Raw genomic sequence first — 12,257 nt, 5'->3', positions numbered from 1 at the left:
GTTTAAAGGGACGGCTTATTCATGTATCGATCAGTATCACTGCGTGCAGTAGTTTGTCTGAGTGCTCTATTTCCGGCCGCCATGCTTCAAGCGGCACCCAACGCGGACGTAGAGGCCCTGAAGCAGGAACTTCTGGAGTTAAAGCAACGATACGAAGTACAACAAAAAGCCCTGGCGGTACTCGAACAACGGGTTCGCCAGGTAGAGGATCAACCCGCAGCTCCCCCACCGAAACGCCTGGCCAAGTCGCCAGCCGACATGAGAGGGAACGCGGTGGCCGCAGGGACCGGCGCAGCAGCGGCATCGGGGGGTGCAGCCGGGGGCAGCGGCAGTTCTTATGGCCAGTCGCTGGCCGACGATTCACAACCGGCACAGAGTGTGTCCAACCTGTATGACGAAGCCAGCGGGTTCTTTGGCGGCGGCAAATTCAGCGTCGAGACCGGGATCACTTACTCCCGATACGACACCCGCCAGCTGATCCTCAACGGTTTCCTGGCACTGGACTCGATCTTCCTGGGCAACATCAACCTCGACCGGATCAAGGCCGATACCTGGACACTCGATCTCACCGGTCGCTACAACTACAACAACCGCTGGCAGTTCGACCTGAACGTGCCGGTGATTTACCGCGAGTCGACTTACCAGTCCGGCGGCGGCAACCAGGGCGCGGCCAACGTTACAACCGAAGACACTGTCACCAGAGACCCGACGATTGGCGACGTGAACTTCGGGATTGCCTACAAGTTCTTGGACGAATCGGTGAATACCCCGGATGCCGTTGTCACCTTGCGGGTCAAGGCGCCGACAGGCAAGGACCCGTTCGGGATCAAGCTGCGTCAGACCGATGCCAACACCAACCTGTTCGTGCCTGACACCCTGCCAACCGGCAACGGCGTCTGGTCGGTCACCCCGGGTATTTCGCTGGTCAAAACCTTCGATCCGGCGGTGTTGTTCGGCAGCTTGTCTTACACCCACAACTTCGAAGAGTCCTTCGACGACATCAGCGCTACCGTCAACCAGAAAACGCCAGGCAAAGTACAAATCGGCGACAGCTTCCAGATCGGCGCCGGTATTGCGTTCGCGCTGAACGAAAAGATGAGTATGTCGTTCTCGGTGTCTGACCTGGTGCAACGCAGAAGCAAGCTGAAACAGGATGGGGGTGACTGGGAATCCGTGGTCGCCAGCGATGCCAACGCCGGTTATTTCAACATCGGCATGACCATTGCGGCTACCGACAACCTGACCATCGTACCCAACCTGTCCATGGGCATGACGGACGATGCCCCGGACTTCCAGTTCAGCCTGAAATTCCCTTACTACTTCTAACTGTTTCAAGCCCAAGGAAAAGGCCCGCTGCGACGTCAATCGCAGCGGGCCTTTTCGTTTCACCGCGCCCTAGCGGATCTGGTGCTTGTGCAGCAATCGGTAGAAAGTCGGTCTGGAAACGCCCAGGACCCTGGCGGCAACGCTCAGGTTGTCACTGTGCCGATTGAGTACATCGCACAGTGCCTGGCGCTCGGCACGGGTCTTGTAGTCTTCGAGGGTGCCCATGGGGGTGGCAAAGGCTTGCTGGCTGATCAACCCCAAGTCTCGCGCTTCGATCTGCCGCCCCTCGGCGAGTACCAACCCGCGGCGCACCCGATTGGCCAGTTCACGGACATTGCCCGGCCAATCATGTTTGCCCATGGCAATCAGTGCGTCTTCGCTGAAACTGCGAGGCCGTCGGCCGGTTTCGTGGCTGTAGAAATGGGAAAAGTGGTTGGCCAGCATCGACAGGTCGCCGTGACGTTCACGCAGAGGTGCCGTCACCACTTGCAGGACGTTCAGGCGGTAATATAAATCTTCACGAAAACGCTTCTTCTCAATGGCGGCCTCAAGGTCGACGTGCGTCGCCGCCAAAACCCGCACATCCACCGGAATCGGCTGACTCCCACCTACGCGTTCGATGTGTTTTTCCTGTAGGAAACGCAACAGATTGGCTTGCAGTTCCAGCGGTAAATCGCCGATTTCATCAAGGAATAACGTGCCGCCGTTCGCGGCTTCTATCCGCCCGACCTTGCGCTGGTGAGCGCCGGTGAAGGCGCCTTTTTCATGGCCAAACAACTCGGACTGGATCAAATGTTCTGGAATCGCACCGCAGTTGATCGCCACAAAGGGTTTGCTGTGACGCTGGGACTGTCGGTGCAGCGTGCGCGCGACCAACTCCTTGCCCGTGCCGCTTTCACCGCGGATCAAAACCGGTGATTCGGTCGGCGCCAATTTGCTCAGCAACTTGCGAAGTTCGCGAATCGGTTTGCTGTCGCCCAGTAGTTCGTGTTCTGGCTGATCGATGTGAATCGTGCCCTGCCCACGCAGGCGCGCCATGCCGAATGCCCGCCCCAGCGTGACCTGAACCCGAGAGACGTCAAAGGGCAAAGTATGGAAGTCGAAAAACCATTCGCACACGAAGTCCCCGACATTCTGCAAGCGCAGGACTTCCTGGTTAAGGACCGCAATCCACTCGGTGCCGCTGCGGCTGATCAGTTCTTTGACGGCTTCGGGACGTTCCAGATGAAAGGGCTGTAATCGCAACAGGCCGACGTCGCAGGTTCTATCGGCGGCGTTCTCCAGGGAACAGCTATCAACATCCCACCCCACCGAGCGCAAACCCGGTAACAGACGATGGCAGTCGTCACAGGGGTCTACTACTAACAGACGTCGTAACGCAGGCGCTTCGATCATGACTGTTCCTTGGCGCCAAATTTTAGGAAATATTAGTAAAAACAGTCATTTGGCGGACTTGGCTGTAACATTAGCAAGAATTTGACACACCCTTGTATCGATTGACTATAGAGAGGCTGCTTAAACAGTTATAAGAACGACTTGGTTAGTGACCTAACGAGTTGAACCTTTCATTCAGCTTTCAAATCAATACCCCTGCATTGAGTATATGAAAGAAAGTTGAAATTTCTTTTGTTTGTGTGTGACCTGACCCCATGTTGGGGGCATCAGTACAAGTAACCAGCCGAACGGTAAGCCCAACCGACGGCAGATCACTTGATTGGGCACACAGAGAGAAAATCCTATGACCGCCCCGCTCCGTATCAACGAAGCTCTTTTGATTGCCGACCGCGCTTTTAAACCTTTCCAATGCGTGGCCTGGGCCCCACAAGACGGCAATGGTGAGCTCAGCATCACCATCATCGACCGCACCAACACCCACATTAGCCGCGCCCAAATCCCTAGCAGCGAGTATTCCGACCCTGCGCAACTCGAACACCTGCTGCAGCAGGCCCGCGCCGAGTTGAGCGAGAAAGGTTATCAGCTGCAATCATGGTCCATGCCGCACTAAGGGTCTCTGCGGACTACTTCAACGTAGTCCGCCCCCCCTGCCTTCTTTTAGTTGGCTGTTTTAACAGTTACAGCGCATCCAACACTCTAACTTTTTCGCCTCGAATTACTTGGCGCACTTGTCTTTGGTTCGAAAAGACACTGTTCTGGCACAGTGCGACCCTCCGCCTGTTAGTTATGACAGTTGTGTGATTACCCATTCAGGGATTGAATGTTTCACACAGGCAGTTGCCCTCCCGCCCCCGGGTTTCGGACAGCTCGCAAGGAGAGGCGCGCATGCCACACCAGACTGCTTTTGCCCTACCTGTATCGCGGTACATGGCTGGCGATCTCGATAATAGTTTCGCCGCCCGCGGTAAAGCCCAGGTGTATTTCGCCGGGAGTACGTCAAGTATCGCCAACAGCGTGGAAATTGACGCCAGTGGCCGCGTGCTGGTGGCGGCGACGGTTGGCCTGCGAGGTGGTAACTGCTTTGGCCTGGCCCGTTTACTGGAAGACGGTTCGGCGGACCTTGCATTTGGCCATAACGGCAGCGTTATCGGGCAGTTCCAGCGCGGCTTCGAAGCCATGGCGGGCAAAGTGCATCTGTTGGCCAACGGACACATTCTGGTGGCCGGGCTGCACTATGAAGACACTCACCGAACGCTTCCAGCCTTGGCGCTGTTCGATTCCCAAGGTCACCCGGTCAGGCATTTTGGTGACAATGGGATCAGTGTCATTCGCCTGCCGGGAAACTTGTCCCTGGGCACCCGCGATGTCTGGCTTCCCCCTGGCGTTCCAGGCGCCGAAGCCTGCGACGTCCAAGTGCTGGCTGACGGCGGGATCCTGCTGCTTGCCAACCACCATTTTGAACTGGCCGATCATGTCGGCCTGTTGATACGCCTTACCCGCCATGGCCAATTGGATACGTCCTTCAATGGCCGCGGCTTTGTCATCGTCCGGCACCTGCTGATGAACTCCTGGCTCAGTAGCCTCATGGTGCAACGAGACGGCCGGATCATGGTCGGTGGATCGATTAATTTCCCCGTGGAAGGTTTACTGGCGCGCTACCTCCCCGATGGCCGTCTGGATGACTCTTTCGCCGTGGATGGCTTTATGTCGTTCAGGGCTGAAGAGCGCGGCGCTCAGGTCAACCAGATCATCGAGATGGAAAATGGCGACCTGCTGTGCTTTGGCAGCAGCCGCGACCCGATGCACTGCCTGGCCTTCAAAATACACAGCAATGGCCGCCCCGATGTTCACTGCAACGGCGGCCAGCCACAACTACTGAAAGTCGGTCGCAGCGGTTGCCAATGGACCGCTGCCCTGCACCAGGGTGATGGTCGAGTGCTGGCAGTTGGCGCCACTAACGGCGGCGTCGAAGCCGACTTCCTTTTAGCCCGGTATTTACCCGGTGGGCAGTTGGACCCCGGTTTCGCCGAAGGCACCTGCTGGGTTCGCACCCGCCTGGGACGCAGCCTGGATACCGCTATGTCGGTAGCGGTTCAAGCTGATGGAAGAATCGTCGTAGGCGGTTATTCGCTGGATGGCAACTACAAGGCCGTTGTGGTGCGCTATCTCGGGTAATCCATTACCTTTCCCGGACTTGATATTCCCATCTTGTTACGGCAAGTTGCGCGCTTCTTTAAACAAGGAGTAGCCGATGTCCGGTTCAATGGCCCAGGCGTTCGCGCACAACTTTCTCGGCCACTCACCTCGCTGGTACAAGGCGAGCATTCTCGGTTTCCTGATTCTCAACGCACTGGTGCTGTGGACGGTCGGCCCCGTTGCGGCCGGTTGGCTGCTGGTGCTGGAGTTCATCTTTACCCTGGCCATGGCACTCAAGTGTTACCCGCTGATGCCCGGCGGGTTGCTGCTGATTGAAGCCCTGCTGCTAAAAATGACCACGGCACAGGCGCTTTATGACGAACTGGTGCATAACTTTCCGGTCATCCTGTTGTTGATGTTCATGGTGGCCGGCATCTACTTCATGAAAGACCTGCTGCTGTTTCTGTTTTCGCGCTTGTTGCTGGGGGTTCGCTCCAAGGCGCTGTTGTCGTTGATGTTCTGCTTTCTCTCGGCATTCCTCTCGGCCTTCCTTGACGCATTGACCGTGACCGCGGTGATTATCAGTGCGGCCGTGGGGTTTTATTCGGTGTATCACCGCGTTGCCTCGGGCAATGATCCTCGCCAGGACAGCGAGTACAGCGATGACCAGCAATTGCCCACGCTTCACCATGGCGACCTCGAACAGTTCCGTGCCTTTCTGCGCAGTCTTTTGATGCACGGTGCCGTCGGCACGGCGTTAGGCGGTGTCTGCACACTGGTGGGTGAACCGCAGAACCTGCTGATCGGCCATGAGATGGGCTGGCATTTCTCCGATTTCTTTTTGAAAGTTGCCCCCGTCTCACTGCCGGTACTGGCCGCCGGTTTGTTGACCTGCGTGCTCCTGGAAAAACTGCGCTGGTTCGGCTACGGCACACTGCTGCCGGACAACGTTCGGGCGGTGCTGGCCAACTTTGCCGCCGAAGACAACGCCGAGCGCACTTCGCGCCAGCGTGCCGCCTTACTGGTGCAAGGTGCCGCCGCGTTGATCCTGATTGCAGGGTTGGCGTTTCACATCGCGGAAGTCGGCCTGATCGGCTTGATGGTGATCGTGTTGATCACGGCCTTCACCGGCATCACCGACGAGCACCGTATCGGCAACGCCTTCAAGGACGCCATGCCCTTCACCGCGTTACTGGTGGTGTTTTTTGCGGTGGTCGCGGTGATTCACGACCAGCAATTGTTCACCCCGCTGATCCAGTGGGTACTGGCACTGCCGGCCGACCAGCAACCGGGCATGTTGTTTATCGCCAATGGCTTGCTGTCAGCCATCAGTGACAACGTGTTTGTGGCGACCATTTACATCACCGAAGTGAAACGCGCGTTCATCTCCGGCCACATGAGCCGTGAACAATTCGAGACACTGGCCATTGCGATCAATACCGGGACGAACCTGCCCAGCGTGGCGACGCCTAATGGACAAGCCGCGTTTCTGTTTTTGCTGACCTCGGCAATTGCCCCGCTGATTCGCCTGTCGTACGGCTGCATGGTGTGGATGGCGTTGCCGTACACCGTGGTGATGGGTGTGTTGGGCTGGTATGCGGTGAGTTTCTGGCTGTAACACAGAACAAAAACTGTAGGAGTCAGTCAGCGAGGGAGGATATAGCGCTCGATCGCCTGGGCAGCACCGTCTTCGGTGTTAGGCCCGGTGACCACGTCAGCCTGGCGCTTGACGGCCTCCTCTGCCTGCCCCATGGCAATCGACAGCCCGGCGCGATGAAACATCGCCGGGTCATTGCCGCCATCACCCAGCGCGGCGGTCTGTTGCAGCGGCACCCCGAGATGTTCGGCCAGTGTCGCCAGCGCCGCACCCTTGTTCGCCTGCATCGCGGTCACGTCCAGATACACCGGTTGTGAGCGCGAGACCTGGGCCTGACCTGCGACATTGGCCAGCAATTGCGCTTCCAGTTCGATCAGCAACCCGGTGTTGTTACTCGCCGCGACAATCTTGTCGATGCGCTCCAGGTAAGGTTCAAAACTCTCCACCACTACGGGCGGATACCCTAGGCCATGCTGTTCCCGGGGAACCATGGGGCCGTTTGCATCCTTCAGCAGCCAGTCGCCGCCGCTGAACACCCAAACCTCAATGTCCGGCAGATCGGCGAACAGCGTCAATGTGGTGAGCGCAGCCGTCGCCGGCAAGTAATGGGCAACTAGCAAACTTCCGTCCGGATTGACGATCGTGCCGCCATTGAACGCCGCCGTCGGCAGATCGACACCCAACGCTTCAATCTGCTGCAACATCGCTTTGGGCGGGCGCCCGGTGGCCAGGCTGAACAGCACGCCCGCCTCGCGCAGCGAACGTACCGCCGCAATGGTGCGCTGGCTGAGCGTGTGATCAGGCAGCAGCAAGGTGCCGTCCATGTCACTGAGCAGAAAACGGATGGGCTGCTGCGTTTCCCCCTTCATCCGAGGCTGTGCCAAACGCGACCGTCACGGGCCAGCAGCTCGTCGGCGGCTGCCGGGCCGTCTTCGCCGGCCGCGTAACTCTGGACCGTTGCGTCCTGCTGCCAGGCATCGAGGAACGGCTGCACAGCGCGCCAGCCATTCTCGATATTGTCGGCACGCTGGAACAGCGTCTGATCGCCCGTCAGGCAGTCGTAGATCAGCGTTTCGTAGCCGGTGGACGGCTGCATTTCGAAGAAATCCTTATAGGCAAAACCCAGCTCGATATTGGCCATGTTCAAGGCCGGGCCCGGTCGTTTGGCCAACAGGTCGAACCACATGCCTTCGTTGGGCTGGATCTGGATCCGCAGATAGGTCGGTTGCAACTCATCGACCTCGGTGTCGCGAAATTGGGCATACGGCGCCGGTTTGAAACAGATGACAATCTCGGTGTCGCGCACGCTCATGCGTTTGCCCGTGCGCAGGTAGAACGGCACGCCGACCCAGCGCCAGTTGTCGATCATGACTTTGAGCGCGACATAGGTTTCGGTGTTGCTGTCGGGCGCCACGTTGTTTTCCTGGCGATACCCCGGCAACGGCTTGCCGTCGACTTCGCCCGTGGCGTATTGACCGCGAATCGAATTGGCTCGGGCGTCTTCGGTAGACCAGGGGCGAATGGCCCCCACGACTTTGGCTTTTTCACCGCGTACCGCATCGGCGCCAAACGCCGCTGGCGGTTCCATTGCCACCATCGCCAGGAGCTGGAACAGGTGGTTGGGCACCATGTCCCGCAGGGCGCCGGTGTGTTCATAAAAACTGCCACGGGTTTCCACGCCGACGGTTTCGGCGGCAGTGATTTGCACGTGGTCGATGTAATGATTGTTCCAGAACGCTTCGAACAGGCTGTTGGAAAACCGGCTGATCAGAATGTTCTGTACGGTTTCCTTGCCCAGGTAGTGATCGATCCGGTAGATCTGGTTTTCCGTCATCACTTTGAGCAAGCAGGCATTCAAGGCTTGCGCGGTTTGCAGATCGGACCCGAACGGCTTTTCGATGACCACCCTTCTGAAGGCTTCGGGTGTTTCCACCAGCAAGCCTGCGGCGCCGAGGCGACGCACCACTTCGCTGAAGAAACGTGGCGCGGTGGCCAGGTAGAACACCGCATTGCCAGTGCCGCTGGCGGCGATTTTCGCCGCCAGCGCTTGATAAGTGCTGTCGTCCAGGAAGTCGCCCTGGACGTAGCTGATGCCTTTGGCCAGTTTGGCCCACACCTGCGGGTCAAGGGCTTGATCGCCCTTGCCCGACTTGGCCGCCATTTCGCTTCGAATGAAATCTTCGAGTTTGCGGGCGAAGGCTTCGTCAGTAATGGCGTTGTGATCCACGCCGATGATCCGCAAGCCATCCCCCAGCAAACCATCGCGACTCAGGTTGTACAACGCCGGCATCAGCAGGCGCTTGACCAGGTCACCGTGGGCACCGAACAGGAATAACGTGGTGGGCGGCGCGGGTTCTGCCTTGGATTTCTTGCGGATCGCGTGGGTCATTTTTTCGCAGTCTCCACATGGCCGCCGAAGCCGAAGCGCTGGGCCGAGAGAATCTTGTCACCAAAGGTGCCTTGCCCACGCGAACGGTAGCGCGAGAACAGCGAGTTCGACAGTACCGGCACCGGCACCGATTGCTCCATGGCGGCTTCGATGGTCCAGCGACCTTCACCGCTGTCAGCCACGGAACCGGAAAAACCGTCGAGTTTCGGATCGCTGGCCAGCGCGTCGGCCGTCAGGTCGAGCAGCCAGGACGACACCACGCTGCCACGACGCCAGACTTCGGCGATGTCGCCGACGTTCAGATCAAAGCGCTGATCTTCCGGCAGGTTGGTGCTGGACTTGGTTTTGAGGATATCGAAACCTTCGGCGAAGGCCTGCATCATCCCGTACTCGATGCCGTTGTGGATCATCTTCACGAAGTGCCCTGCACCTGCGGGGCCGGCGTGGATGTAGCCACGTTCGGCGCGATCGTCATCGGACTTGCGGTCCTTGGTGCGCGGGATATCACCCATGCCAGGTGCCAGGGTATCGAACAGCGGATCAAGGCGCTTAACCACCTCGGCATCGCCGCCGATCATCATGCAGTAGCCGCGTTCCAGGCCCCAGACGCCGCCGGAAGTGCCAACGTCGATGTAGTGCAGGCCTTTTTCCGACAAGGTTTTCGCTCGGCGGATGTCGTCCTTATAGAAGGTGTTGCCGCCGTCGATGATGGTGTCGCCGGCTTCGAGCAAGGTGCTCAGGGTGTCGATGGTGTCTTCGGTCGGTGCGCCGGCCGGCAACATGACCCAGACCGCTCGTGGTTTGGCCAGGCCAGCCACCAGGGCTGGCAAGTCTGCGGCGCCCTTGGCGCCCTCGGCAGTCAAGGTGTCGATGAAGGCGGTATTGCGGTCGTAAACGACAGTGGTATGCCCATTGAGCATCAGGCGCCGCGCAATATTGCCGCCCATGCGGCCCAGTCCAATGATCCCGAGTTGCATGTGCTGATGCTCCCTACTACAAATAAAGTGTGTCAAAGGTATAGCCCAACGTGACTCATGGGGTTAGTCCAGAGCGTTGGCACATAGTTTCCGGGCATTGTGCCCGATCCTGATGGATAACGTCGGTAATCGCGCCGAAGACACAACGACCATGAAAAATAAAAAAGTTCCCTTGAGGGGCAAAAGAAATCAAAATCAGCGCCGATAGTAGATCAGCACCTGATTGCAGGGGGCGGTTCTACAGTTGAGTCAACCATTTGCGAGGTGAGCAATGGGCACAGTACACGCAGCACGGCCAGCACAAACCCTTTACGTCACGATCCGTCGTGATGAATTGCGTCAGTTGAAAGAAGAGCGCGACCTCTTGAAGCAGGAACTTGCGCAACTGCGCCAGTTGACTCAAGGCACCCAATCACCACCCCTGCCCGTCACCCAGCGCGCCCCCCACGCCTGATCTGTTCAGGTGATTCGGAAACAGTCTCGAACTGTTTCCGATCTCGTTTTGCCCCTCGTTTTTCACAATTTTTTCACATTTGCCTATTGATACTGCCGCCCCCTTATTGCCGCTCGGTTTTCGGGTGGTTTCTGTTCGTCGGCAATGGATGGTTCGACGTTGAAGTGATTTCTGGCTGGAGCGTTGAATGGCATTGTTTAAACGCAGCAACACGTCTGCGATAGGTTTCGATTGGGCAGGACTTCTCTGGTTATTCCTGTTCTTCTGGTATTTTTCCGGTATCACTCAATTACTCATTCAACTGAACGGCACCTCGGGTTTTACCGGGTTTCGCCAGGCCTTTGTGATGAGCGCCATCTGGCTTGCACCGATGCTGTTGTTCCCTAAACAGACGCGTGTGATGGCGGCAGTGATCGGCGTCGTGCTGTGGGCCTGTTCGATGGCCAGCCTGGGTTATTTCTTTATCTACCAACAGGAATTTTCCCAGAGCGTCATCTTCATCATGTTCGAATCGAACATCTCTGAAGCCGGCGAGTACATGACCCAGTATTTTGCCTGGTGGATGGTCGCGGCATTCCTTGCCCATACGCTGTTCGCTTATTTCCTGTGGACCCGCTTGCGCCCGGTGGTCCTGCCGCGCTGGCAGGCACTGGTTGCCGCGACGGCGATCGTGATCGCCGTGGTCGGTTACCCGCTGGTCAAACAGACCGCGCGCACCGGCAGTTTCGCGGAAGGTTTCGATAAGTTCGAAACCCGCATCGAGCCCGCCGTGCCTTGGCAGATGGCCGTGGCCTATCACCGCTACCTGGAAACCCTGGCAGGCATGCAAGACATGCTGCACAGCGCAAGCAAGATCCCCCCGTTGAAAAACCTGGCGGACACGATGGCCAACCAGCCCGCGACCCTGGTGCTGGTGATCGGCGAGTCCACCAACCGTCAGCGCATGAGCCTCTACGGTTACCCGCGCGAGACCACGCCGGAGCTGGACAAGCTTAAAGATCAACTGGCGGTCTTCGACAACGTCATCACCCCACGCCCTTACACCATCGAGGCGTTGCAGCAGGTGCTGACTTTCGCCGACGAAGAACACCCGGACCTTTACCTGTCTACGCCGTCGCTGGTCAGCATGATGAAACAGGCGGGCTACAAGACGTTCTGGATCACCAACCAGCAGACCATGACCAAGCGCAACACCATGCTGACAACCTTCTCCGAGCAGGCCGACGAGCAGGTGTACCTGAACAACAACCGCAATCAGAACGCCGCCCAGTACGACGGCGATGTCATCGAGCCGTTCAACAAGGCCCTGGCCGATGCCGCATCGCGCAAGCTGATCGTTGTGCATTTGCTCGGTACGCACATGAGCTACCAGTACCGTTACCCGCCGACGTTCGACAAGTTCACCGACCGCAAAGGCGTGCCGGACGGCGTGCGCGACGATCAGGTGCCGACCTACAACAGCTATGACAATGCCGTGTTGTACAACGACTTCGTCGTATCGAGCCTGATCAAGGACTACGCCAAGTCCGACCCGAACGGCTTCCTGCTGTACCTCTCCGACCACGGCGAAGATGTGTTTGACTCCGTGGGGCACAGCACCCTCGGGCGCAACGAGAACAAGCCGACTGCACCGATGTACACCATTCCGTTCATGGCCTGGGCTTCGCCGAAATGGCGTGATAACCATGACTGGAGCTTTGCCGCCGACCTGAGCCGGCCTTACAGCAGCTCGCAACTGATTCACACCTGGGCCGACCTGGCCGGGTTGAGTACTGATGAACTGGACCGCAGCAAGAGCCTGGTCAGTGACAGCTTCAAGCCGCGCCCACTGATGATCGGCAACCCTTACGAGCGTGAGGCCCGTCCGCTGATCGACTTCAGTTTGATGAAGCCTAAAGTGGCTCCAGCCGTCGTTAAACAGTAGATCCATTCAGGGGCCGGTTCCGGCCCCTTTTTGTTGCGCATCGCGCAGTTCCTCCTCCC

10 protein-coding genes are annotated in these 12,257 nt (G+C 58.2%); 6 read left to right on the top strand and 4 right to left on the bottom strand.

The genetic code is table 11. The annotated features are described in order from the left end of the window. The first annotated feature begins 21 nt into the window (after window positions 1–21). Window positions 22–1,326 (top strand): hypothetical protein, encoded by a 1,305-nt coding sequence (locus tag BMS17_RS26365; RefSeq protein WP_046033096.1) that lies wholly within the window; start codon window positions 22–24, stop codon window positions 1,324–1,326. A gap of 69 nt (window positions 1,327–1,395) precedes the next feature. On the opposite strand, the gene BMS17_RS26360 is transcribed toward BMS17_RS26365, so the two are convergent. After that, entirely contained in the window at window positions 1,396–2,721 is a 1,326-nt protein-coding gene (locus tag BMS17_RS26360) for a sigma-54 dependent transcriptional regulator (protein WP_046033095.1), read from the bottom strand. A gap of 343 nt (window positions 2,722–3,064) precedes the next feature. Here BMS17_RS26360 and BMS17_RS26355 point away from each other — a divergent pair, with 343 nt between their 5' ends. The 3 genes from BMS17_RS26355 to nhaB all read left to right on the top strand — a co-directional run bounded on the left by BMS17_RS26355 (window position 3,065) and on the right by nhaB (window position 6,475). Then, window positions 3,065–3,331, top strand: a complete 267-nt coding sequence (locus BMS17_RS26355; protein WP_046033094.1) for a hypothetical protein — start codon at window positions 3,065–3,067, stop codon at window positions 3,329–3,331. Between the two features lie 275 nt (window positions 3,332–3,606). After that, entirely contained in the window at window positions 3,607–4,896 is a 1,290-nt protein-coding gene (locus BMS17_RS26350; protein ID WP_046033093.1) for a delta-60 repeat domain-containing protein, read from the top strand. A 76-nt stretch (window positions 4,897–4,972) separates the two neighbouring features. After that, entirely contained in the window at window positions 4,973–6,475 is a 1,503-nt protein-coding gene (gene nhaB / locus BMS17_RS26345; RefSeq protein WP_077432117.1) for a sodium/proton antiporter NhaB, read from the top strand. 26 nt (window positions 6,476–6,501) lie between these two features. Here the strand turns inward: nhaB and BMS17_RS26340 are convergent, their stop codons facing one another. The 3 genes from BMS17_RS26340 to gnd are packed head-to-tail and all read right to left on the bottom strand — an operon-like array spanning window position 6,502 to window position 9,820. Then, window positions 6,502–7,323: a Cof-type HAD-IIB family hydrolase gene (locus BMS17_RS26340; protein ID WP_077432116.1), complete on the bottom strand. Its 822-nt coding sequence runs from the start codon at window positions 7,321–7,323 to the stop codon at window positions 6,502–6,504. Beyond that, window positions 7,320–8,843, bottom strand: coding sequence for a glucose-6-phosphate dehydrogenase (gene zwf / locus BMS17_RS26335; protein WP_046033090.1), 1,524 nt, complete (start codon window positions 8,841–8,843; stop codon window positions 7,320–7,322). The genes BMS17_RS26340 and zwf overlap by 4 nt, the downstream gene beginning before the upstream one ends. Beyond that, window positions 8,840–9,820 carry a phosphogluconate dehydrogenase (NAD(+)-dependent, decarboxylating) gene (gene gnd, locus BMS17_RS26330; protein ID WP_046033089.1) on the bottom strand — a complete coding sequence of 327 codons (981 nt, stop codon included), beginning with the start codon at window positions 9,818–9,820 and terminating at the stop codon, window positions 8,840–8,842. Before gnd ends, zwf begins: the two co-directional genes overlap by 4 nt. 271 nt (window positions 9,821–10,091) lie before the next feature. Here gnd and BMS17_RS26325 point away from each other — a divergent pair, with 271 nt between their 5' ends. Both BMS17_RS26325 and BMS17_RS26320 read left to right on the top strand, forming a co-directional pair. After that, the gene (locus tag BMS17_RS26325; protein WP_046033088.1) at window positions 10,092–10,274 is read left to right on the top strand and encodes a DUF6026 family protein; all 183 of its coding nucleotides are present in this window, start codon (window positions 10,092–10,094) and stop codon (window positions 10,272–10,274) included. Between the two features lie 187 nt (window positions 10,275–10,461). Beyond that, window positions 10,462–12,198: a phosphoethanolamine transferase CptA gene (locus BMS17_RS26320; protein ID WP_077432115.1), complete on the top strand. Its 1,737-nt coding sequence runs from the start codon at window positions 10,462–10,464 to the stop codon at window positions 12,196–12,198. Window positions 12,199–12,257 lie beyond the last annotated feature (59 nt).

Source organism: Pseudomonas sp. C9 (genome assembly GCF_002000165.1).
Lineage (GTDB): Bacteria > Pseudomonadota > Gammaproteobacteria > Pseudomonadales > Pseudomonadaceae > Aquipseudomonas.
Note: the sequence above shows the minus strand (reverse complement) of the source record. Positions and strands in the feature narration are given on the sequence as shown.

Excerpts from the sequence above, each read along its gene's own strand:
- BMS17_RS26365 (WP_046033096.1), top strand. The coding sequence starts at position 22 with ATGTATCGATCAGTATCACTGCGTGCAGTAGTTTGTCTGAGTGCTCTA.
- BMS17_RS26360 (WP_046033095.1), bottom strand. The coding sequence starts at position 2,721 with ATGATCGAAGCGCCTGCGTTACGACGTCTGTTAGTAGTAGACCCCTGT.
- BMS17_RS26355 (WP_046033094.1), top strand. The coding sequence starts at position 3,065 with ATGACCGCCCCGCTCCGTATCAACGAAGCTCTTTTGATTGCCGACCGC.
- BMS17_RS26350 (WP_046033093.1), top strand. The coding sequence starts at position 3,607 with ATGCCACACCAGACTGCTTTTGCCCTACCTGTATCGCGGTACATGGCT.
- nhaB (WP_077432117.1), top strand. The coding sequence starts at position 4,973 with ATGTCCGGTTCAATGGCCCAGGCGTTCGCGCACAACTTTCTCGGCCAC.
- BMS17_RS26340 (WP_077432116.1), bottom strand. The coding sequence starts at position 7,323 with ATGAAGGGGGAAACGCAGCAGCCCATCCGTTTTCTGCTCAGTGACATG.
- zwf (WP_046033090.1), bottom strand. The coding sequence starts at position 8,843 with ATGACCCACGCGATCCGCAAGAAATCCAAGGCAGAACCCGCGCCGCCC.
- gnd (WP_046033089.1), bottom strand. The coding sequence starts at position 9,820 with ATGCAACTCGGGATCATTGGACTGGGCCGCATGGGCGGCAATATTGCG.
- BMS17_RS26325 (WP_046033088.1), top strand. The coding sequence starts at position 10,092 with ATGGGCACAGTACACGCAGCACGGCCAGCACAAACCCTTTACGTCACG.
- BMS17_RS26320 (WP_077432115.1), top strand. The coding sequence starts at position 10,462 with ATGGCATTGTTTAAACGCAGCAACACGTCTGCGATAGGTTTCGATTGG.